22 protein-coding genes are annotated in these 21,647 nt (G+C 38.7%); 3 read left to right on the top strand and 19 right to left on the bottom strand.

The window, feature by feature from the left end; all coding sequences use genetic code 11:
- Positions 1-364: 364 nt before the first annotated feature.
- From ACIFUW_RS02210 to ACIFUW_RS02175, 8 genes are all read right to left on the bottom strand, one after another.
- Positions 365-946: a TetR/AcrR family transcriptional regulator gene (locus ACIFUW_RS02210; protein WP_002327433.1), complete on the bottom strand. Its 582-nt coding sequence runs from the start codon at positions 944-946 to the stop codon at positions 365-367.
- 182 nt (positions 947-1,128) lie between these two features.
- A complete protein-coding gene (locus ACIFUW_RS02205) occupies positions 1,129-1,755 on the bottom strand; it encodes a cysteine hydrolase (RefSeq protein WP_002352507.1) in 627 nt (208 codons plus the stop codon).
- Between the two features lie 21 nt (positions 1,756-1,776).
- Entirely contained in the window at positions 1,777-3,105 is a 1,329-nt protein-coding gene (locus ACIFUW_RS02200; RefSeq protein ID WP_002327434.1) for an FAD-containing oxidoreductase, read from the bottom strand.
- Positions 3,106-3,263: 158 nt separating this feature from the next.
- A complete protein-coding gene (locus tag ACIFUW_RS02195) occupies positions 3,264-3,665 on the bottom strand; it encodes an organic hydroperoxide resistance protein (protein WP_002286825.1) in 402 nt (133 codons plus the stop codon).
- Positions 3,666-3,750: 85 nt separating this feature from the next.
- The gene (locus ACIFUW_RS02190) at positions 3,751-3,957 is read right to left on the bottom strand and encodes a hypothetical protein (RefSeq protein ID WP_002293677.1); all 207 of its coding nucleotides are present in this window, start codon (positions 3,955-3,957) and stop codon (positions 3,751-3,753) included.
- A 94-nt stretch (positions 3,958-4,051) separates the two neighbouring features.
- Positions 4,052-5,554, bottom strand: coding sequence for a phosphomannomutase/phosphoglucomutase (locus ACIFUW_RS02185; RefSeq protein ID WP_002286827.1), 1,503 nt, complete (start codon positions 5,552-5,554; stop codon positions 4,052-4,054).
- Positions 5,555-5,571: 17 nt separating this feature from the next.
- Positions 5,572-6,027, bottom strand: a complete 456-nt coding sequence (gene argR / locus ACIFUW_RS02180) for an arginine repressor (RefSeq protein WP_002286829.1) — start codon at positions 6,025-6,027, stop codon at positions 5,572-5,574.
- A gap of 97 nt (positions 6,028-6,124) precedes the next feature.
- Entirely contained in the window at positions 6,125-6,742 is a 618-nt protein-coding gene (locus ACIFUW_RS02175) for a GyrI-like domain-containing protein (protein ID WP_002286831.1), read from the bottom strand.
- Positions 6,743-6,962: 220 nt separating this feature from the next.
- On the opposite strand from ACIFUW_RS02175, the gene ACIFUW_RS02170 reads away from it, so the two are divergent.
- Positions 6,963-8,336, top strand: a complete 1,374-nt coding sequence (locus ACIFUW_RS02170) for an MFS transporter (RefSeq protein ID WP_002293681.1) — start codon at positions 6,963-6,965, stop codon at positions 8,334-8,336.
- Positions 8,337-8,410: 74 nt separating this feature from the next.
- Complete coding sequence (locus ACIFUW_RS02165) at positions 8,411-9,523, top strand: NAD(P)/FAD-dependent oxidoreductase (protein WP_002286834.1); 1,113 nt, start codon at positions 8,411-8,413, stop codon at positions 9,521-9,523.
- Between the two features lie 71 nt (positions 9,524-9,594).
- Here the strand turns inward: ACIFUW_RS02165 and ACIFUW_RS02160 are convergent, their stop codons facing one another.
- The 7 genes from ACIFUW_RS02160 to ACIFUW_RS02130 form a co-directional block, all read right to left on the bottom strand.
- Positions 9,595-11,232 carry a phosphoenolpyruvate carboxykinase (ATP) gene (locus ACIFUW_RS02160; RefSeq protein ID WP_002286835.1) on the bottom strand — a complete coding sequence of 546 codons (1,638 nt, stop codon included), beginning with the start codon at positions 11,230-11,232 and terminating at the stop codon, positions 9,595-9,597.
- A gap of 167 nt (positions 11,233-11,399) precedes the next feature.
- Positions 11,400-12,008 (bottom strand): aggregation-promoting factor, encoded by a 609-nt coding sequence (gene apf / locus ACIFUW_RS02155; RefSeq protein WP_002286836.1) that lies wholly within the window; start codon positions 12,006-12,008, stop codon positions 11,400-11,402.
- 383 nt (positions 12,009-12,391) lie between these two features.
- A complete protein-coding gene (gene queG, locus ACIFUW_RS02150; RefSeq protein ID WP_002286837.1) occupies positions 12,392-13,543 on the bottom strand; it encodes a tRNA epoxyqueuosine(34) reductase QueG in 1,152 nt (383 codons plus the stop codon).
- 18 nt (positions 13,544-13,561) lie between these two features.
- Positions 13,562-14,314, bottom strand: coding sequence for a hypothetical protein (locus ACIFUW_RS02145; protein ID WP_002286840.1), 753 nt, complete (start codon positions 14,312-14,314; stop codon positions 13,562-13,564).
- A 140-nt stretch (positions 14,315-14,454) separates the two neighbouring features.
- Entirely contained in the window at positions 14,455-15,405 is a 951-nt protein-coding gene (locus ACIFUW_RS02140) for a metal ABC transporter substrate-binding protein (protein ID WP_002286843.1), read from the bottom strand.
- Positions 15,406-16,245, bottom strand: coding sequence for a metal ABC transporter permease (locus ACIFUW_RS02135; RefSeq protein ID WP_002286845.1), 840 nt, complete (start codon positions 16,243-16,245; stop codon positions 15,406-15,408). It abuts the gene before it with no gap.
- Complete coding sequence (locus ACIFUW_RS02130) at positions 16,242-16,988, bottom strand: metal ABC transporter ATP-binding protein (protein ID WP_002293686.1); 747 nt, start codon at positions 16,986-16,988, stop codon at positions 16,242-16,244. The genes ACIFUW_RS02135 and ACIFUW_RS02130 overlap by 4 nt, the downstream gene beginning before the upstream one ends.
- A gap of 237 nt (positions 16,989-17,225) precedes the next feature.
- Between ACIFUW_RS02130 and ACIFUW_RS02125 the strand changes: the two genes are divergently transcribed.
- Positions 17,226-18,596, top strand: a complete 1,371-nt coding sequence (locus tag ACIFUW_RS02125; RefSeq protein ID WP_002286847.1) for an amino acid permease — start codon at positions 17,226-17,228, stop codon at positions 18,594-18,596.
- A gap of 54 nt (positions 18,597-18,650) precedes the next feature.
- On the opposite strand, the gene ACIFUW_RS02120 is transcribed toward ACIFUW_RS02125, so the two are convergent.
- The 4 genes from ACIFUW_RS02120 to ACIFUW_RS02105 form a co-directional block, all read right to left on the bottom strand.
- Entirely contained in the window at positions 18,651-19,547 is an 897-nt protein-coding gene (locus ACIFUW_RS02120) for a LysM peptidoglycan-binding domain-containing protein (RefSeq protein WP_002286848.1), read from the bottom strand.
- Between the two features lie 113 nt (positions 19,548-19,660).
- Positions 19,661-19,831 (bottom strand): hypothetical protein, encoded by a 171-nt coding sequence (locus ACIFUW_RS02115; RefSeq protein ID WP_002286849.1) that lies wholly within the window; start codon positions 19,829-19,831, stop codon positions 19,661-19,663.
- Positions 19,828-20,505, bottom strand: a complete 678-nt coding sequence (locus tag ACIFUW_RS02110) for an NAD(P)H-dependent oxidoreductase (RefSeq protein ID WP_002286851.1) — start codon at positions 20,503-20,505, stop codon at positions 19,828-19,830. Before ACIFUW_RS02110 ends, ACIFUW_RS02115 begins: the two co-directional genes overlap by 4 nt.
- A gap of 90 nt (positions 20,506-20,595) precedes the next feature.
- Positions 20,596-21,501, bottom strand: a complete 906-nt coding sequence (locus ACIFUW_RS02105; protein ID WP_002286852.1) for an AraC family transcriptional regulator — start codon at positions 21,499-21,501, stop codon at positions 20,596-20,598.
- Between the last annotated feature and the right edge of the window lie 146 nt (positions 21,502-21,647).

Raw genomic sequence — 21,647 nt, 5'->3', positions numbered from 1 at the left:
CCTAATCCCTCCCAATCTTTTTTTCTATCATACACTGCAACAAGAAGTCCGTACCAACAAAACGCTTTCAATTTGTGTAGAACTAAAAAAGTTGTGACAAGTGACAAACTCTCCAGTGAATGGTATTCTCCTGCCAACTCCTCGGTCACAAGTCACAATATTCAACAAACATGAGAAGCTGCTTTTTGAAATTGTTCCTTGTGACTCGGAGTGAAACGGCAGGCTTACGACCTCTAGGTAAACGGTGTTCCAGAAGTAGCTTCTTCGAAAAATAAGCCGAAATTTCACAAAAATTTGAGAAGCAATTTTCGTAAATTCCTTCTTATTTCTTGAAGCTGACCACTTCTGTCACAACCTCTAATTATTAAAGAACCTTTTGCGAAGTTAACAATCTTTCTTTGATCAATTGAAAATTTTGTCTAAGTAGTGATAGATCCTGTGTGACTTTCAACAATAAGATACTTCCCTGGATTTCAGCAATCAACGCTTTGGCTTGACGGTCTGCTTCTTCATCGGACAGTTTTTCTTCAGAAAGTGCCAGGATATTTTGTTTCGTATACTTGATCCATTGATTGACTAATTCTAGTAGCAACAGACGGTATTCTTCATCCACTGTACTCAACTCAATAATCAAATTACCTACAGGACAGCCATGATAAGTGATCTGTGTCTCATGATCAGCAAAAATCCAGTCCAACATTTCTTCTAATGCTTCTTCTGGCTGTTTTCCAGCATTTAAGATGTCTTCGAACAATTCTGTCTGCCACACGACCATATGCGCATGGATCACCGCTAGACAAACTTCTTTTTTTGAAGAAAAGTAATAATAAAATTGCCCTTTCCCCGTCTCAGAAGCTGCTAGAATATCTCGGATTGACGTTTCATGATAGCCTTTTTTATAAATAAGATCTTTGGTCGCTTCCAAGATCTTTTCCTTTGTTTTCAATGATATTCTCCTTTTTCATTTCTCATAGTCCTATATTATACAATAAATTCATCATTTTTTCTTCTTAATCGTTTAAAAAAGACTGTGCCAAATTATCTGACACAGCCCTCACTATAAAACTGTTCTCATATAGCTAGATGTTCATTGATTCAAGAACTGCGAGGACAAAAGCAATTCCTATCTTATGATAGTTGCTCTAATACTTCCTCTGTTGTCATCACTTGATCTGCAATAAAGCCAAAGTTCGTCAACGCTGCATCCATTGCTTCTTGACCAGGAGCACCAATTGCATCTGTCGCTACCACAACATTGAATCCACTCTCTACCAATTCACGCATATGGGAATCGCTACACAAGTTTCCGTTCATTCCACCAAGAATCACTGTGTCGATTCCATTTTTTCTCAATTGGAGCGCCAAATCATTGCTTTCTGGTCCAAAGATTTTATGAGGAGAGCTGATAATCGTATTTTCATCCAAATATGGTTTCAATTCTTCGATGAAATCAGCTCCTGAACCTTCTTCAACTGATTCATATTGACTTTTCCTAGCAAACATCTGTTGCTCAAGCATCATATGTTCTCCTGCACCGCCAAATTGCCATTTATGGTCATGTGGGTAAAAATAATGAGGAGAAATAAAGAGTTTGTATCCTTTTTCTTTTGCTTGTTTCACCATTTCGATCATGTTTTCGATCGTATTGTATTTTTCTAAGATATCTTTTGTCAAACTAAAGCCACCGCCTGCTGGTTTCAAGAACTCGACTTGCGGGTCAGTGAGAACTACTGCTGTATTTTTATTATTGAACATGGTGGATTCTCCATTCGTTATTTATTTTAATACATCATTTAAAGCTTCACTCATTGTTGGATGAGAATAGATTTGATCTCTCAATAACGTATAAGGAAGTTTTCCATTCATAGCTAGCGAAATCAAGTTGATGACTTCATGAGAATCTTCCGCATAGATACTTGCCCCTAGAATCAAGTCAGTTTCAGGGTCGACTAAAACTTTGAATACACCTTTAGGATCTTCTAATACTTGTGCTTTAGGGACACCGCTTGTCATATACTTGAATAATTTGTAATTGACGCCTTGTGCTTTGGCTTGTTTTTCTGTTAAACCTACATTGGATAAAGTCGGAGTGATAAATACACTGTAAGGCACAGCTTTCCGGTTATTCGTTGTTCGTTTATTCTCGCCCTTCAACTGATCCATAATGATTCGATAATCATCTAGAGAGATATAAGTGAACTGCAATCCGCCTTTGACGTCTCCAATCGCCCAAATGTTGTCTGCATCTGTACGAAGGTATTCATCCACAGCGATTGCTCCGCGATCTGTTAGTTTAACATCTGTATTTTCTAATCCAAGTGATGCTGTACTTGGTTTTCTTCCAGTTGCAGCCAAAACTTTTGACGCTTGGATTGTTACTTCTTGGCCATTTTCTGTAAAGGTGACGGCAGCTGTTGATTCTTGGTCTGCTACTTGATCTACAGATACACCTAGATGGAATTCGATTCCCGCATTTGTCATGTCTTCTAAAATCATTTGCGCGATATCTTCATCTTCACGAGGAAGAAATTCAGGATGGGCATCAAGAACGACAACTTTAGATCCGTATTCATTGAACATTGATGCAAATTCCAAGCCAATATATCCAGCCCCGATGATCACTAATTTTTCCGGTAATTGTTCCTGATCCATCGCTTGCGTAGAATCAATCAAGTAGCGACTTGTATTCAATCCTTTGATTGGTAAAATGATTGGTTCAGAACCAGTATTGATGAAAATCCGTTCGCCTTCAACAATCACTTTTTCACCATTATTCGTCACTTCGATTTGATGGTTAGAAAGAAAACGTGCTGTACCGTCCATCACTGTCCCAGTTGCCTCATCGCTGATCATATGATAATTTTTGGCGCGAAGCATGCCCGTCAATTTTTCTTTCCGAGCAACAGCCTCTGTAAAGTCGATTCCTCTTTCTCCATTGAAAATCAATGATTTAGAAGGAATACAGCCGATGTTGATACATGTTCCGCCATACATACGTGTTGACTTTTCAACGACTAAAACCGATTCGCCTTTTGAAGCTAACGCCTTCGCTAAAGTCTTACCGCCCTTTCCAAAACCGATCACAATATTTTGATATTTTTCCATCCTTTTTCCCTCGCTTCTTTTTTTACCTACCGATTGGTACAAAAATATGATAACCGATAATTGTCTATTCTCCAAATCATCTGCTTTATTTGTCAAAAAAAACCAGACAAAAAGCGGTCCTTTCACGTTTTTAGTCTGGTTCGATTTCCTTTATTCTTCTAAACAATCGTTACTTCTACATCGATATTTCCTCTAGTTGCTTTGGAGTAAGGGCAGAATTCATGCGCATCTTCTGCAATTTTTTGGGCTTCTTCTTCGCTGATGCCATCGATATGCACTTCTAATACTACACCGATCTGATAGCCGCCATCATCTAAATTATAAAGAGAGACACGTGCTTTTACTGTGGACTCTGCTGTCATTCCTGCTTCTTTGATCATATGTTGTACCGCCCCATTGAAACAAGAAGCATAACCTGCTGCAAATAATTGTTCTGGATTTGTTCCTTCTGCATGGATTCCTGGAGGAGTGATTTTCATATGCATCGAGCCATTTGGTGCCTCGACTTCTCCATTGCGCCCGCCATGGTTGATCATTGCTGTTTCGTATGCTTTTTTCATTGTACTGCTCCTTTCGATTGACCATTTGCTACTTGGCTATAATTATAGTGTATGACAAGTAAGGCGCTTTCTACAAAAATTCTGCTTATTCGAATACCAGAATGCCGTCTTCTACTATTTTTCCAAAAAACAAAAAAATACTACTCGTGAACAACAGCGTCATATTTGTTCCAAAATAAATAGCAATCTTTTCTACATAATCTTTTATATGATTGATTTTAAGATACATATATACCAGAAAGTTGACCCCATAAACCAATACTGTTAAAAAAATAACCATATTCGTTACCATTTTTTCCTCCTTTTGCTGGTCTCCCTACCAGCACTCGATTTAACCATACCACTTTTTTTGCCGTCCAAGCAACTAGCCTTTCAAAAAGACTGGTTTATTCTGCTGTTAATGATTCAAGATCAGAAAAATGTCCGAATAATTTTGCTAATTTTACTAACGCCAACTTGTTCTTTCCGAATTCATCATTTTCTATCTGTAATACTAGTAACGGCTCATGTAAGCTTAAACGGATCAAAAACCAGCCGTTTCCGTATGGCTCTTCTAGATCATATCGAATACCTTCTTCATTTTCCGGGTCGAAGTTCATCCCTTTTTCTTCTTCCAACAGTCGCTTCATTTCTTCTAATATCTTGTTTCCTTGTTCGCGTGGTTCATCGCTGAACAATTTTAATCGGATTTCTTGTACTTCTACGGGCTGTTTCAACTCTTTGATTTGTTCATCTAATGTGATACCTTTTCTTTTTAATTCTGGCAAAAGCATCAGGATCTTTGCGATGACATATGCACCATCATCCAGAAAATAGTTTTCCTTGAATGCAGCGTGTCCGCTTGTTTCGATGGCTAGCTGTGTATCTTTCCCAAGACGGTTAAGTTCTAATGCTTTATTGATTACATTTCGATAGCCGGAAATATAACGAACTTGGATGCCTCCTTTTTCTTCAATGAATCTTTGTAGATGAGAAGAAGTAGGGGAATTCGTCACGATTCTTGTTCCTGGATGCTCTTTTAATACGATTGTACTTAATACTGCGATCAAATTATTTCGATTGATCACTGTTCCAGAAGCACTGACAACTGCAGAACGATCCACATCTGTATCGAAAATGATCCCAAGATCTGCTTCATTTGCTAAAACAGCCTGCTTGATACTTTCCATCGCTTCTTTATTATCAGGATTTGGGATATGATTAGGAAATCGGCCATCTGGTTCCAAAAATTGGGAACCTGTTGAATCCGCACCTAAGCTATTCAATACTTTTTCAGCAAAGAATCCACCAGCACCATTTCCGGCATCAACAATGATTTTCCAACCATTTAGTGGTTTGCTTTCTAGTGTTCCAATCCCCTTTTTAATTTTTGTGACTAAATCTTGCGCATAAGGTGTCAAAAGGTCTGCTTTTTCTACGCTTCCAGTTTGTTCGCTTTTTATTTTTTGCTGCTGTGATAGGATAAAAGCAATATCTTCTTTTTCTGCTCCTCCTTCTGAGGTAAAGAATTTTATTCCATTATAATAATAGGGAAGATGGCTAGCAGTCAGCATAACCGCAGCATCGCACGAGAACTGTTCAAATTGAGTGGACATAAACATAGCAGGCGTAGTAGCTAATTCGAAATCGATGACATGTATCCCTTGTTCTTTCAGACTTTGGATCAACGCCTCTTTCAGTGCTGGTCCGCTTATCCTACTGTCATGACCAATCCCAATCGTCCATTTTTTATTTGGATCGGTTGATTTCTTCTTTTTCTTTATCCAGTTTGCTAGTCCCCAGCCGATCTTTTTTACCATGTCTGTCGTCAAGTTTACTTCATATCCTTCAACTGGTAATGCGATTCCTCGAATATCCGATCCATTTTGCAGCGCTTTCATATCTTTCATATAAAAGTCCTCCTCATTTATTCCCTCATTTTTTCCAGCTTTTCTGCAAATCGCTGTGCTTCTTCTTCTGAGCGGCAAATAATAATGAATGTATCTACACCGGCCATCGTTCCGACAACTTCAGGGTAAGCCACTTCATCTAGCCAATTCGTTACCACATCGGCACCATTTCGTTCAGTCAATACGATAACCATGAACTGAACAGACTGGATACGCAAAACCTCGCGTCTAATTGCTGTACGCAAACGTTCTTCATTTAAAGAAACAGATGGCTGGTTAAATAATGTATAGCGTACTATTTTGTTTTCATTTTGACTTTTTACTAACTTCATTTCTCGAATGTCTCGAGAAATCGTTGCTTGAGTCACATCGGCGCCTGCTTCATGCAGCCGCGCAAGCAGCTCTTCCTGTGTCCCAATAGGTTGTTCTGTAATGATCTGGCGGATCAGTGCTTGTCGCTGTTTCTTTTTCATATTAGACACCTCTCAATGTTGATTATAGCAAAAGATAAGTAATATTTCTTCATATTTTGGTATTTTTTACTTTTATTTTTTGTTTTCATTCAGGTTGCTAACCTTTTTCTATTTTAACACGCAAAATCGTCTTCATTTTTTCAGGTGCTGATTTTCTTGGATCGCTGATGTAAATCTCTTTGTGTTCTTTAGAAGCTCTTTCATAGCCTTCTTTTGCGATGAATGCTTCTAATTTCTCAAACGTTGCTGGTTCTTCGGCATAGGGCCCGACGTGTAAGATTTGGGCACAAAGACCTTCTTCCATCTTTTTGAATACTACTTGTTCTTTCAAGTCTTCCGGAAGTTTGCTAGAACGCTGAATGGCTTCTTGTGCTATCGCTTCTGTAACAAAGTCAGGCTGTCGGATCATCAATTGATAAGAAAAATGTTCTTTTTTCATCACTGGTTCATGCAAATACTTTTCTTGCAGTCCCCATTGTCCTTCCAGTGGATAGACAGTATACATCTGATAATCAGGAATCAGCCAATTTTTTTTAGGCGACATGCGTATTGCATAGCTGACTGCATATAGACAGGCTACTCTTCGTTTAAAGTCTTCCTGATTCGGGTCGCCGATCCCTCTGATGCTAAAGAATGATTTTTTAGGAACCTCTAGTATTTGCGGGCTTTTTTTCATACTATAGCTCTTGTCTTTACGCCATTCAATTTTTTCCATTTTTCTTCCTCCGCGAAATTCCATTTAGTTATTTATTATCATACCTCTTTTTGAGTGACTTGGCTAATCGTGTTGACACTATTTTTCAGTTTGTGCTAGAATAAGTGAAGTAAATAAATCGTACAGATAACACGTTTCGGCGTGTCGAGAGAGAGGCGGTTTCTATTTTTATAATAGAAATCACTCTCTTTTTTTACGAAATTTTTTAGAGGTGATGTAAATGACAAAACAAAAACAGCTGCTTTTAGTACCTGCAGTAATTGCAACAGGGATGATGTCTTTTGCGGGCGTATTGATCGAGACGGCCATGAATGTAACTTTCCCAACTCTTATCAGACAGTTTGATTTAACGACTGCACAAGTCCAATGGGTAACAACGATTTATCTTTTGATGATTTCGATCATTGTTCCGCTGTCTACTTATTTGAATCGCAATTTTAGTCTCAAAAAACTCTTTTTAGCTTCAAATCTGCTTTTCTTGGCAGGTATAATGATCGATTTCTTCTCTCCTACCTTCATGGTCCTATTGTTTGGTCGATTGCTCCAAGGTGCAGCGACAGGTATCGCTCTTCCGTTGATGTTCCATATTATCTTGACATTTGCCCCCCTCAATCGACGAGGCGCGATGATGGGTGTCGGTACTTTGACAACGGCCATTGCTCCAGCAATTGGCCCCACTTATGGAGGCATTATGACTTCACATTTTACATGGAATCATATCTTCCTGTTTCTTGTGCCCGTTTTGATTCTTTCTTTGATTATCGGCTGGTTTGCTATTCCCGAGATGGCAGTACAAAAAAGTGGTTATTTGGATTGGATAAGCGTTTTAGGAATTTGTCTTTTGTTTAGTGGAAGTCTAACATTTTTGAGTACGTTGGGAACAGTTTCCAGCTGGATTGCTTTAATCATCGGCGGTATTGGCTGGTTCCTTTTTTACTATCGAAGTAAAAAAGTGGAGCATCCACTGATCCGACTGTCTATTCTTTCAAATAAAACATTCCGCTTGTTTTTGATTGGCTTCTTAGTTTATCAGTTTTTATTACTTGGTGTATCTTTTGTCTTGCCGAATTTCCTTCAGATCGTTCAAGGAAGTAGTCCTTTTGTCGCTGGATTAGCGATGCTTCCCGGCGCAGCGGTTGGTGCTTTGCTTTCTCCTTTTTCCGGGAAAATGCTGGATCAATATGGTCCGAAGAAGCCAATTTTTGCTGGGCTGATTCTTTCTTTGATTGGTTGGCTAGCATTATTCCTACTCATAGGACACGCTTCAGTGGGTGTATTGATTGCTTGTCATGTGTTTTATATGATCGGTATCGGATTATCTTACAGCAATATGATGACCACCGGAATGAATGCACTGAATGAAGAACTACAAGGAGACGGGAACGCAATGTTCAATACCTTGCAGCAGTTTTCTGGCGCTGTGGCTACTTCATTAGTAGCGGTCATTATCAATTACGTCCAGCATCATACTTCCCATAACTATGAAGTGTCTACTACATTAGGATCAAAAGCAGCATTAGGCGTCTTGTTGCTGTTGCTTCTCGTAAGCTTTGCTCGATTCGCCTATTATCTGTTCTTTGCTAAAAAAGCGTAGATTCCATATACGGCAGGTGTTGCATCTGCCGTTTTTTTGTGTGAAAATGGTTGTTTGTAAAAGGAGGCTTTTTTATGGAAAAAATTGCCATTATCGGTGGCGGGATCATTGGTATGACCCTAGCCAGTTACTTAGATACATCAAAATTCAATGTTGCTTTATTTGATGAAGGGACAGGACAGGCAACTAAAGCTAGCGCTGGGATTATCTCCCCTTGGTTGTCGAAACGCAGAAACAAACAATGGTATCGTCTGGCTAAAGACGGCGCTGCTTTTTTCCCTAAACTTATAAAAGATTTCCAACTTGATCAAACGATTTACGCACAATCAGGGACACTTTTGCTTCGACCTGAAAAAGATTTAGCTGAATTGGCTGTTCTTGCCGAGAAACGAAAAGAAGAAGCGCCAGAAATTGGAAACATCGAATGGCTTTCACCTGAACAGACATCTCAAGCACTTCCGTTATTGAAACCAGCAGTTTCACTGCGTATCAGTGGTGGTGGTCGTCTGGATGGAAAAGCATATTTAGAACATCTTGGTCAGCGTTTAGCACAAAAACAAATGGAGCAGATCCAGGCAAAAGTCACTTTGCATAAGAAGAGCGATTCTTGGCTCATCAAGGGACCGTTTGGAGAATACACAGCTGATCGTGTAATTTTGACACCTGGCCCGGCACTTAAGCCTTTATTACAAGAATTAGGCTATGCTGCAGATATACGTCCGCAAAAAGGGCAGCTCTTAGCATTTCAGACATCTTATAAGATGAGTCAAGACTGGCCTGTTGCTATGCTTGACGGAGAAGCTGATTTCATTCCTTTCATGGATGGAAAGATCCTTTTAGGTGCTACCCATGAAAACGATCAAGGCTGGGATTTGGCTCCTACTAGCGAAGCTTATAAGGGATTGACTAAGAGTACAGAACAGTTCTTGACTGATCCAGATCAGATAAAAAACTGGCCATACGAGTTCCGTGTAGGTACCCGTGCTTATACGTCAGATTTTTCCCCATTTTTCGGCGTACTGCCAGATGATCCAAGCTTACTGGCTGCTAGCGGTCTAGGCTCTTCTGGCTTGACCACAGGTCCTTATATCGGCTATCTATTAGCCAACTTCTTAAATACTGGTCATTGGCCTACGGAAGATTATCAAAAGGACATCTCCACCTATATTACGAAAAATCCATCATAGAAAAACAGCTTTTTCAAGTAAGGATCCCGAGCGATATTGCGCATGGATTACTTCTTGAAAAAGCTGTTATTTTAGTTCAATTTCTGAATCAAATTCTCCAAACTTTCTTTTGCTTCATCTGGCAAGAGATCTTTTCCTATCTGAGCTTCAATGAATCGTAAACGAATATCAAGTCGTTGTTTCACCAGATTTTTATAGGACGTATCCTCAAAAGAAACAGGAAAATCTGGTATAGGTAAATAGTGGATGTCTTCAAATGGACCAAACGACTTGAATTCTGCCGTTTGTTGCACGATTCTTTCAACGATTGACAATGTCGTTTCAGGTTTGATTTTTTTATCATCGAAATATCCAGTATTCAGGACATAGCAGGCTGTTTGCTGTTTCAAAAACAACTCTCGAAAAGCTTGATAGTCTTCCCTAAGAGGATAGACACGGAAAGGATTAGCAAATGGTTCAATGACTAGCTCATCTAGCTGTCTTTTTGTAGTGATATTTTCCGCGTCTGATCGTTTTGTTGCTAATGTTGCACCAAAAGACGCTGCTAAAACTGGGTCATTGATCTTGATAATTGGCGGAAGCGAATCATCTTTCATGATCCAAAAAACAGCATCGATCTTTTCGCTAAGATGATCGACTCGGTCGGGTGTCGCATAACGTGATTTGACTGTCCGCCCATTTCCGTTTCGTATATCTCCTGTTACTAGGACTTTTTCTCCTTTACTTGTACATGTCACGCCCACATTCTGACAAGTAAGGAAAGAAGAAATGGCCGGATCATCAGACGGATAGTCTTGTGTTTTATCAAAGTAAGAAGGTTCCAAGGCAGTAGCAAAACCATTTTTTCGAGAAATAACGAAAGCATCGTCATGCAAGATCGAAACAGAGTGACCTTCCGTATGTTTTGCTAAGGTAATCGTTGATTTTCCAGAACCGGACAACCCAAATACAGCCATCGTATAGGTCTGGTCATTACTAGCATATTGTTTCATCCCACCGTGGCAGGCAATAAAGCCATTGCGATTTCCCAATGCCCAAGCAAGCGTCAAAGTCGCTTTTTTTAATTCTCCAAAGTAACGTAATCCTAGCACAGCCGCTGTATTATGGAGAGCATCAAACAAAATGAGTCCATTTGGAAATGTTTCATGTGTCCATTCGGGATCACAAAAGATATAAAGATCTCCCTCATCAAAGGAAACAGACTTTTGATAAGTCTCTAAGATCTTCGAATTCGCTGGCTGAAAATTCAGCAAATAAGAATACAAATTGTTCTCAAATCCTTCTGGAATCAGCAAATGACTTTGCACAGAAAATTCTTCAGATAGGCCAACGATTACTTTTGTATGGTAAAACTGGCGCTTGCGACTTTGATACACAGCTTCTCTTAAAATTTTCTCGTATTTGCTTTGTTCCTTGTCTAAGTCCTCAAAGATCCGCCGAGCACTTGCTGTTCTTCCCACAATGCTTCCATCATTGAATACTAGTGTCCTAACATCAGCTGGTAAATCTAGTTCTTCAGCATGTGAGATTGTTAAATCTGTGATGATCGTTCCTGGACTCCCTTTTGCTAGTTGATAAGCTGTCTTCCTATCAAAAACTTCATGAACATTATTACCGTAAAATGTCGTTTCTACAATCGATCGAATACTGGATAACAGTGGATTTCCACTTGTGATTTCGTTTAATTCGAGACTCTCTTTTGTACTCATGGCTCCTCCTCATTCCCTAAACAAAAAAACGTTTTCTTTATTATACATTATTCGAGTTTTTATTTGTACTGCTGCGCTGTGGGAAGCAAACGAGTTATTTTTCACACAAAAAAACCGAGAACTTGAATAAACAAGTTTCTCGGTTTCATCATTTTCCTTTTATCGGCTTAGTACCAGCCGTTTGCTAACCAGAATGTTTTAGCAGCATCCCATGAACCATAACGAGATGTTACATATTGTTCTGCTACACGTTCTTGATTGGCAGCTGAATAGTCGCCGTTTAAGTATGAAGCATCTAATTGATAACGGCCGATGTAACGTCCGTTAGTAGCTGTGTATGAACCGCCTGATTCTTTTTGTGCGATCCATTCTTTTGCAGAGCTTGAAGTTGGCGCTGTTGCAGCAGCTGGGGCAGCAGGAGCTACTTCAACTGTTTCAACAGGTGCAACGTATGTATGTTCTTGCGTTGCTGTTTCAGTTGTAGATGCTGTATTTTCTGTTGTTTTGTTTTCTGTTGTTGCTGAAGAATCATTTGAAGTTGGGATTGTTAATTGTTCACCAACATAAATGCGGTTGATGTTTGCGATCGAATTTTTTTCAGCAATTGCATCGATCATTGAGTTGTCTCCTGCAAATTTTTGTGAGATCTTAGATAATGAATCACCTGATTTTACTGTATAAACTTCATCAGCGTGAGCATTTGTAGTTCCTACAAACATTGCAGTAGCACCAGCAGCAAAAGTTGTACCTAAAACAATTTTCTTAAATGAATTCATATTAAACTCCTTTTTTTCTCCGTTTTTTATTCTTTCGACGCTATTAACTTTATCATTTAGAAATATTTCATAGGTAAAAGAAACATGACATTTAATGACAAAATAACGAATTATTTAATATTTGTAACATTTAAACAAATATTTTTTTGATACAAAACCATAAAAGCCTTGTTGTATAAGCAAAGTAATCGTTTTTCTATGTTTTTTTATTTTTGAATGAAAAACGCAGATTCTGTAACATTCACTGCAATAATCCATAAAAAAAAGCAAAAAAATTTTTGATTTTTATCAAATTCTCTTAAAAAAATGTAAAAAATACAAAAAAACCAGTAATTGTTACAACAATTACTGGACAAAAACTTTGAATAATGTTAACTATTTTTTTATTTTAACTTTCTCCGCAATAATTTCTGGGCATGTTCCAATTCGTTTATAACGACTTCTTCTGTTTCTTTAGCTAATATTTCATCTAATACATCAAGCCATTTTTCCGGTTCTTTTGTTCCTAGACGTCCAATAGCCCAAGCTGCTGTTCCTCTGATGACAGGGCGGACATCTGTTAAACATTCTGAAATCTCAGGCAATGCCGTTCGATCACCTAGATTAGCTAAAGCAATCAATGCGTTTCTCTGCAAAGGTTTCTTCCCACGCCATGAACCAGCTAAATGCCCAAATTGCTGTTTGAAGTCTTTATTAGACATCGAAAGCATTGGCTTTAATTTTGGATATATTTCGTCTACTTTTGGTTCCATCTCTTCATGAAAATGAAAATCTTTTCCTTGATTGTAAGGGCAGACTAACTGGCAGATATCACATCCATAAATGACATTTCGCATTTTTTTACGATATTCTTCCGGCATCATCCCTTTTGTCTGAGTTTGATAAGACAAACATCGCTGGGCATTCATTCTTCCGTCACCAAGCAATGCTTTTGTCGGACAAGCAGTCACGCAGCGCATACAGTCACCGCAACCAAATTCTCCTGGTTTATCAGGCTCAAATACAATATTAGTAACGATCTCACCAAGATAGACAAATGAACCGAACTCTTCAGTGATCAACAATCCGTTTCGTCCAATAAATCCTAAACCAGCTCGCTGTGCTACAGCGACATCGATCAGTTCTCCAGTATCTACTTGCGGAGCTAGACGCCATTCCTCTTCTTTTTGCCATTTTTCTGCTCTTGTTTGGATGAATTCGATCAATCGGTTCAAACGGTCTCTGAGTATATCATGGTAATCGATCCCCCAAGAAGCACGAGCAAACTGCCCGCGTTTTTCATCCCTAGGCACTTCTTCATGGATCCTAGTAGGATACGCAAGTGCAATGGAAATGATCGATTTCGGCTGATCAAATGTCATTTCTGGATAAAGACGCTCATCGATATTTGGATGTTCAAAGCCAGAAGTATGGCCAGCTGCTTTTTGTTCTTCCAACGATTCTTTTAATGAATCAAAAGGTTCCGCCGTGGTGAACCCGATTTTGTCAATTCCTAATCGTTTGCTTTCTTGTATGATTTCTTCTTTTAATGTCATGGTCTTCCTCGCTTGCTGTTAACGGCTGTATAACCCATAATATAGTTTTTCTTTTTTCAGCTGGACAAACTGGATCTGCTGATCGGCAATCTTCTTTTCTTCCATCCATTTTTTTCTTGCAGCAAATACTTCCCAATAATTTGTTGAAATTAATTTTCTTTTGTTATCTAATGCATTAAAAAAATTCAATGAAACTGGTTTTGTACTTAACAGTTCATGGAGCCTTACCTCTTCCCATGGCGAAAACTCAGACAGATCGCGGGAATACAATACTTCTTCATAGAGATTTTTTTGCTGTGTGTACGTGAATGTTTGCGGGATTTTCCCAGGCCTAGCAATTTCTACTAGACGATTATAAAACATATTCATTAATTTGCTGTTGGCAATAAATTGACTTTTATAATAGGCCGACTGGATCTTTTTGATTACTCCTTCTGCTTTGATGACTGAAAATAATGCAGGCCATGCTTTGACGGTTATTTCGTCGTTTTGTTTAACTAATACGCCAGGTGTGAAGCCGACTGGAGAAAGGAACACAAAATAACCGATACCGGTATTTTCATCTAAAGGCTGAAATTCATCAAACAACCATTTGCCTATGTACAGCTCTTCATCTGGTTCTGTTGTCTCATTTTGATTTGCTATGAATAATTTAGCTAATTCTGCTTCAAGAAATTGAAGGTCTTGATCCTTGTCGGTATTTTCCTGCTGGCTGATCAATCGAAAGACTTCTTCTTTAATCGTATATTTATCTTTACGTGTAAAATTCATAGCCACACCTTCCTTCCTTACTCTAACTATAACGGAATTTCTTCAAAAAAGGTATCTGTACGACGAAAAACAGCATAATTTTTTTTCATATCTCTTATAAAAAATGCAAGGTCTGCTCCTCAAGCTAGACCTTGCACTTTTCAGCTTTCTTTTGTTTGTGACAAACCTTCATGGATCGTTTCAATATTCCATTTCATCATCTGATAGTAAGAATCTCCTTGTTCTCCTTCTTTTGCTATGGAATCAGTGAACAGTTTATCATAGATTTTCAAACCCGTTTCTTTTGCTACCCGTTCCATGCTTCTTGAGTCTACACTGGTTTCCACGAATAAAACCGGTACTTCTTTTGCTCTTATCTGATCAATGATCGCTTTCATTTGATCAGGCGTACCTTGACTTTCTGTATTGATCTCCCATATATAAGCTGCTGGCAAATCATATGCTCGTGAAAAATACTTGAATGCCCCTTCACTTGTTACTAATAATTTTTTGTTCTCTTCGATAGAAGCAAAACTTTCCTTCGCTTGTGTATCTAATTCTTTTAGTTTTTCCACATATGCTTCTGCATTTTTTTTATAGAGTGTCGCATTTTCTGCATCTTTTTCAGAGAATATACGTGCGATTTCCTCCACATATTTTATTCCGTTAGATAGGTCTAGCCAAGCATGGGGATCTGCTTTTGTATGTTCTTCACCGCTAGTTAAATAAAGAGGTTCTACATTTTTGCTAACTGCAAAATAATCTTTTCCTTCTTCTTTTTTAGCCGTTTCCATCAAGTTATCGAACCAGCTGTTACCTGTTTCAAGATTCAAACCGTTGTATAAAATAACATCTGCATCGCTTGCCTTTTTGATGTCTTCTGGTAGTACTTCATATTCATGCGGATCTGTTCCGACTGGTACGATACTGTGGATATCTATTTGATCTGTTCCGACCTCTTTTGCCATGTCCGCCAAGATCGAATTGGTAGCCACGACTGACAACTTTTCTTTACTTCCTTCATCCGCTTGGTCAGAAGCCTGCTTTCCGCAACCGGCTAATACCAAGAAACTAACTGCCAAGATTAAAAAGAGTGATTTTTTTGTTTTCATCTATCTGCTTCCTTTCTGAAATAAAATTCCTTTTGTTGGAGAAAATAAAAAAGCAAGGATAAAAAATGCGGTACATGCTAACACGATCGTAGCTCCTGATGGCCAATTGTAACTATAACTGAAAAACACACCGACAACTGCACTTAGCATACCGATTCCTGCAGCTGTAATGATCATTTTCAGTAAATGGTTCGTTAGCAAGTAAGCCGTGGCGGCTGGTGTGATCAACATGGCAATCACCAAGATTGTTCCTACTGTCTGTAAACTGACTACAGCCACTAATGTCAAAAAGAACATCAAAAGATAATGGATCAGCGATGTGTTCAGCCCATAAGCTTTTGCCATTGTCGGATCGAATGATGTGATCTTCAATTCTTTATAAAAGAAAAAGACAAATATCAAGACGATTCCACTAACGAGTGCTGTCAGCAACAAATCGCTTTCCCTAACAGCTAAGACATTCCCAAATAAAATATGATACAAATCTGTCGCACTCTGGGCATATGAAATCAAGATAATCCCTAATGCAAAAAAGGAGCTAAAGACAATTCCAATCGCTGTATCATTTTTCAATCGGCTCCGCTGAGTCACGAAACCAATCACTGCTGCTGTTAGCATCCCAAAAGCAGTGGCTCCAAAGATGTAACTAAAACCAAACATATAAGAAATGGCTACACCTGGAAGAACTGCGTGAGAGATAGCGTCTCCCATCAAAGACATCCCTCGTAAAATAATAAAAGAACCGATGACTCCAGAAGCAAGTCCTACAAGCATGGAAGTGACCAAAGCGTATTGCAGGAATTGATAATTCATTAATCCATCAATAAAGGATTGGATCATTTTTTCTCTCCTCCTTTTACTAAATGTCTGATGATCTCACCATAGGCCAATTGAAGGTTCTTCGATGTAAAGACTTCTTGTACTGGACCGGAAGCGATCAGCTGTTTATTTAAAAGAATAACCTCATCGAAATATTCTTCTACTTTATGAAGATCATGATGGACGATCAAAATCGTTTTTCCTGAATTCTTCAATTCCTGCAAGATGTCAAAGATCTTTCGTTCACTTAACGCATCAATCCCTACGAATGGTTCATCTAAAAAGATCCATTCTGCTCCTTGGGCTAGAGCTCTTGCAATAAAAACTCTCTGAAGCTGTCCACCCGATAGTTCGCTGATCTGTCTTTTGGCATATTCTTCCATCCCTACTTTTTTCAAAGCTTGTCTTGCACGTTCTTTTTCTTTTTTCCCAGGTCTTTGTCCAATTCGTAAAGATGGATATGTTCCTAAAAGTACAACGCCTAATACATCAATTGGAAAGGAAAGATCCAATTCACTTCGCTGTTCCACGTAGGCTATTTTTTTACGGACTGAGTTTACCGGCTGTCCAGAAAAGGTGACTTTACCAGTAGTAGCTGGTATCAACTCTAGCAAAGATTTCATAAATGTTGATTTTCCTGCACCGTTTGGTCCGATAATACCGGTAATTTTTTGTGGATTTATCGTCAAGTTGATAGTTTTCAAAACAGTTTTCCCTTGATAAGCGGCTGAAAGGTCTTGAATTACAATGGCCGTACGTTCCAAATCTTACACTCCTTTTTAGGTTTACCTAACTTTTTATTTAAATATAGTTTAACTAAAATGGAAAGCATTTTCAAGTAGAATGATGAAAAAGTTTTTTTCGAATTTTCCTCGCATTTTATGAAAATTTTCTGTAGAATCACATCAAGAGTTCAATAAGGCTAACCTAATAATGAAAAACATGTGTTGAAACGTTTGATTATTTTTTCTTGTTGACTCAACAACGAAAGGAGTTTTTGTATGGAAGAAGAAAAGTTAACTCGAAGTCTTAGTGCCCGTCATATCCAAATGATCGCACTAGGTGGAACGATCGGTGTCGGTCTGTTTATGGGTGCCTCCTCAACCATACGTTGGACAGGGCCCTCAGTGATGGGAGCCTATGCGATTGCAGGATTCTTTTTGTATTTGATTATGCGTGCTTTAGGCGAAATGCTTTACGTTGATCCTTCGACTGGTTCTTTTGCAAATTACGCGAGCGAGTACATCCATCCTGTGGCTGGCTACTTGACCGCTTGGAGTAATATTTTTCAATATATTGTCGTAGGAATAAGTGAAGTGATTGCTGTAGGATCTTATATGAATTATTGGTGGCCTGATTTGCCGGCAATTATTCCCGGAATCATTGTCGTCTTGTTTCTTATGCTGGCAAATCTTATTTCTGTCAAGGCGTTTGGCGAATTAGAATTTTGGTTTTCGATCATCAAAGTCATAACGATCATTTTGATGATCATTGCAGGTCTTGGGGTAATCTTATTTGGATTTGGTAATCATGGTCAGGCAGTAGGGATTTCAAATCTTTGGAAAAATGGTGGATTCTTCACTGGAGGCGTCAAAGGATTTTTCTTTGCATTATCGATCGTTGTTGCTTCCTATCAAGGAATCGAACTGATCGGAATGACTGCTGGTGAAGCAGAGAATCCTAAAAAGACGATCATTGAAGCTGTCCAGTCCACTATCGGTCGAATCTTGATTTTTTATATTGGTGCTATTTTTATCATTGTGAGTATCTATCCGTGGAATCAATTGAGTGAGATTGGTTCACCTTTTGTACAAACTTTTTCTAAAGTCGGCATTACATTTGCTGCAGGACTGATTAATTTTGTCGTGATTACAGCGGCATTATCAGGTTGCAATTCAGGGATTTTCAGCGCAAGTCGTATGGTCTATACACTTGCCATAAATGGAAAGATGTCTAAAAAATTTCTGAAACTATCTCGTCACGGTGCGCCTTTTTATCCTGTCGTAGCAATCTCAGGTGGAATCTTAATTGGTCTGATCTTAAATTATCTTCTACCAATGTTCATCAACCAGTCAGAAAATATTTTCGTTTTCGTATACAGCTCAAGTATTTTGCCTGGTATGGTTCCTTGGGTAGTGATTTTGATCAGCGAGATTCGCTTCAAAAAGAAGCACGCAGATAAAATGCATGATCATCCTTTTAAAATGCCACTATCTCCTTATACGAATTATGTGACACTTGCTTTTTTAGCTATCGTATTGATTTTCATGTTTATCAATCCTGAAACGAGAATCTCATTGATTATTGGACTCGTTTTCTTGCTTTACATGACGATCCATTACTTTGTACGCGAAAAAAGAACCGGAAAATAAAAAAAGAACGAAGCTTCACCTTAGTGGAAGCTTCGTTCTTTTTTATTGCTTTTATCAATTCAATTTTAGCGTCTCACCGGGAGTCAGGAAATAATTCTCCATGCTCATCCCATTCAGCGACAAGATCGTTTCTACTGGTACGCCAGTTCGTTCGGCTATTTGATTTGGACCTTCTCCTTCCAAAACTACGGTTGTCGCAGCCTGTGAAGTCGCGCTGTTGGTATTAGTTTCAGAGGAATCTGTTGTGTCTTGTGTTGTTCGAGCTTGCATTTCAGAAGCTTCTACCGACTCTGCTGTCTCAGAATCAGAAGATGTTGTGTCTTGTGTGCTTGTTGACTCTGCTTGAAGAGAGGCGCTAGTCTGCAAATAAATATCGGAAATCTTAGCGACATGATTCGTATAATTAGCCGATAATTGATTGATCAAAGTATCTAAGTCTACACCGTCTTTATTTTCTGCTGCCTGATACGCTGCACGTAATTTTCTGATCCCTTCGTCGGAGATTGCTTGAAGCTCACGTGCTTTTTGGTTAGCAACTGCTGATAAACCAGCTATTCCCTCTTGATTTCCCTGAATTTCTGTCTGGTATTCTTCAATCAATGCAGGCGTCTTTTCTTCGATCTTTTTCGAATAATCATTTACGATTGCTTGAAGTTGCTCTGGCAAACCATTTGCTGTTTTTTCTTCAGAAGTTTGTGTCTCTTTTGTTTTAGTTGATGACTCACTTGTTTGTTTCGTCTCTGTTTTCTTTGTCGTTGTTTCCGTTATGGTCGTACTTTTCGCTTCTGACGAATTTTTTCCATGAAAATATAGACCCGCAACTCCTCCTGCTATGATCAAAAACACGGCAACTGCTGCCCCAATCATGATCATCCGCTTACGAGCTGCCTGTTTTTGCTGTCTTCTTCGGGTCATCCGAACATTTTCTCCCCACTCATTTTCATCATACATTTTTTTCACCACCAATTTTTATGTATAATAGCGTTATCAAACGCTTCATATTCTTATTGTAGCAAATAATTGTCGCTGTGCACATTTTTATCTTTGTTATTTATAAGAAAATTTCACCAGTTGAGATGATTCCAAGATTGTCCGTCGATTTCTCCTTGCAGCTGCATTGTTCGTTCGTCTATCTCAGCCATCAGTTTCTTTATTTCATATAAGAGCGCACGGTCTTGATATTCTGATTTTTCGCTTAATTCATCTAATTGTTGGATCAGCCAATCATTTGTCATAATGAAGTTCCTTTCATTTCTTGCAGTGTAAAGGTCAAGTCTTCGATCTGCTCTTTTGCCTCAGTCAGTGCTTCTACGATATATGCTTGTTTTTCAGATTCTTCTTCCTGCATTTTCTGATTTTCCTGTACTCTTTGAATAAACCAGTCAATCCGCTGAGTCAGCGATGGTTTGCCTTCCAATGAGAGATACTGCTGATAAGCAATTAGCTTCTCCCAACGTTTTTCCTGGGATAAATACATAAATTGTGCTAAAACGAATGGCGGAAGATAGGTCATATGGAATTTATTTGCGATTCGCTGATACGGCCTCAAAAATTCGGAAATCGTATATTCTTCTTTTCCTCCAGCTTGGTATTCTTTTTCCGCCACACCTGTTGTCAATACGATTCCTAGTTCTTTCCCTTTTAATACATGTGCTGCTCGTTCCAAGACATTATCTTGCCAAATTTTTAAATGAGCAGGAGAACTATACCAGTAAAACGGAAACTGGAAAATGATCCGATCATGCTGGGCCAAGAGCTGTAGTTCAGTCTCTATATCTATTTTTCCGTCTGGATAACTTGATTCCAAATGATGCCAAGTAGCTGGTAAACCAGCAGAAGCTTCTTTGAAAAATTGCTGATTTAAAGATTCTTCGATCGTTGGATGGCTAATGATGATAAGTGTACGCATCCCTTTTCCTCCTTTTTAGTCTTCGCTTTACAGTGTAGCATAACCGCCACAAGTTTCTTTTGCCGATGCTTGTCATTTTAACCAGACTAATCAGGTTGTCCAAGAAACTGCGGTTTGTTTTTCCAACTGTTTTTTCAAGGTATCCAAAGCAATATTCTTAAAATTTTCGTTTTTCATACGTTTACGATAGTTCGTAGCCGTTTCTCCGGTACTCTTTTTGAACATTCGGCTAAATACGACTAGACTATTGAACCCTACTTGATAGGCAATACTTTCCACGGATTCATCCGTCAGAGAAAGAAGAAACGCCCCTCGATTGATCCGTACCCCGATCAAATATTCCTTGATACTGGTGCCCATATGATTTTTGAATACTCGCGACAAATGGCTCCGATTGACCGCTAAATGCTGGGCGATTTCCTCAACAGACAATTTTTCAGCATAATGTGCCTCGATGTATTTGACTGTTTCAACAGCTAAAGAGGAATGAACCTTTTGTACACCTCCGCTGACCTTTCCGCCATCTTTTAAAAGGACTGATAAAAAACGGTAGGTTAATGCTGTTAACTGTAATTCATTTTCCAAGGTTTCTTCCGTATCTTTCATGCATTCTAAAATAATGTCGATATATTTTTGTATGTCAGAAGAGACCATCGTGTATTGGTCTTCTCTGAAAAGCGACTGCCGAATGATTTCTTCTGCAGCACTCCCACCAAATGAAAGCCAGCAATACATCCACGGATCTTCTCCATCTGATAAGTAAAACGTCGAGTCTCCTGGACGAATCAAGAACAGATCACCTTTTTTCAATTGGAATTGTTGATTTTTCACATGATAAGATCCTTTGCCTTCCATCACGACATGCAGGATGTAATCATTGCGAATAGCAGGACCAAAAGAATGAAACGGCATCGTTTTAGAGAAACCACAAAAATCAAAATACAATTCTTTTTCTACTTGTTGATGTTCCTTTTTTAAAAAAATCGATTGCTCCACGTCTATCCCTCCTTACTCCTTTAGTATAATGCAACAAAAAGTTAAATAAAAGTCACAGAAATATATTAAAAAGGAAGCGATTTCTTGTTAAGTTTAAGTCATTAAAAGATCTTTGTTATTCGTTGTAACCGGTTTACTTAGTATTA

Source organism: Enterococcus sp. PLH-Efm8 (assembly GCF_053011625.1).
The sequence above is the reverse complement of the archived record's forward strand: the minus strand, read 5'-3'. Positions and strand labels throughout refer to the sequence as shown.

Excerpts from the sequence above, each read along its gene's own strand:
- ACIFUW_RS02205 (WP_002352507.1), bottom strand. The coding sequence starts at position 1,755 with ATGTTCAATAATAAAAATACAGCAGTAGTTCTCACTGACCCGCAAGTC.
- ACIFUW_RS02200 (WP_002327434.1), bottom strand. The coding sequence starts at position 3,105 with ATGGAAAAATATCAAAATATTGTGATCGGTTTTGGAAAGGGCGGTAAG.
- ACIFUW_RS02195 (WP_002286825.1), bottom strand. The coding sequence starts at position 3,665 with ATGAAAAAAGCATACGAAACAGCAATGATCAACCATGGCGGGCGCAAT.
- ACIFUW_RS02190 (WP_002293677.1), bottom strand. The coding sequence starts at position 3,957 with ATGGTAACGAATATGGTTATTTTTTTAACAGTATTGGTTTATGGGGTC.
- ACIFUW_RS02185 (WP_002286827.1), bottom strand. The coding sequence starts at position 5,554 with ATGAAAGATATGAAAGCGCTGCAAAATGGATCGGATATTCGAGGAATC.
- argR (WP_002286829.1), bottom strand. The coding sequence starts at position 6,027 with ATGAAAAAGAAACAGCGACAAGCACTGATCCGCCAGATCATTACAGAA.
- ACIFUW_RS02175 (WP_002286831.1), bottom strand. The coding sequence starts at position 6,742 with ATGGAAAAAATTGAATGGCGTAAAGACAAGAGCTATAGTATGAAAAAA.
- ACIFUW_RS02170 (WP_002293681.1), top strand. The coding sequence starts at position 6,963 with ATGACAAAACAAAAACAGCTGCTTTTAGTACCTGCAGTAATTGCAACA.
- ACIFUW_RS02165 (WP_002286834.1), top strand. The coding sequence starts at position 8,411 with ATGGAAAAAATTGCCATTATCGGTGGCGGGATCATTGGTATGACCCTA.
- ACIFUW_RS02160 (WP_002286835.1), bottom strand. The coding sequence starts at position 11,232 with ATGAGTACAAAAGAGAGTCTCGAATTAAACGAAATCACAAGTGGAAAT.
- apf (WP_002286836.1), bottom strand. The coding sequence starts at position 12,008 with ATGAATTCATTTAAGAAAATTGTTTTAGGTACAACTTTTGCTGCTGGT.
- queG (WP_002286837.1), bottom strand. The coding sequence starts at position 13,543 with ATGACATTAAAAGAAGAAATCATACAAGAAAGCAAACGATTAGGAATT.
- ACIFUW_RS02145 (WP_002286840.1), bottom strand. The coding sequence starts at position 14,314 with ATGAATTTTACACGTAAAGATAAATATACGATTAAAGAAGAAGTCTTT.
- ACIFUW_RS02140 (WP_002286843.1), bottom strand. The coding sequence starts at position 15,405 with ATGAAAACAAAAAAATCACTCTTTTTAATCTTGGCAGTTAGTTTCTTG.
- ACIFUW_RS02135 (WP_002286845.1), bottom strand. The coding sequence starts at position 16,245 with ATGATCCAATCCTTTATTGATGGATTAATGAATTATCAATTCCTGCAA.
- ACIFUW_RS02125 (WP_002286847.1), top strand. The coding sequence starts at position 17,226 with ATGGAAGAAGAAAAGTTAACTCGAAGTCTTAGTGCCCGTCATATCCAA.
- ACIFUW_RS02120 (WP_002286848.1), bottom strand. The coding sequence starts at position 19,547 with ATGTATGATGAAAATGAGTGGGGAGAAAATGTTCGGATGACCCGAAGA.
- ACIFUW_RS02115 (WP_002286849.1), bottom strand. The coding sequence starts at position 19,831 with ATGACAAATGATTGGCTGATCCAACAATTAGATGAATTAAGCGAAAAA.
- ACIFUW_RS02110 (WP_002286851.1), bottom strand. The coding sequence starts at position 20,505 with ATGCGTACACTTATCATCATTAGCCATCCAACGATCGAAGAATCTTTA.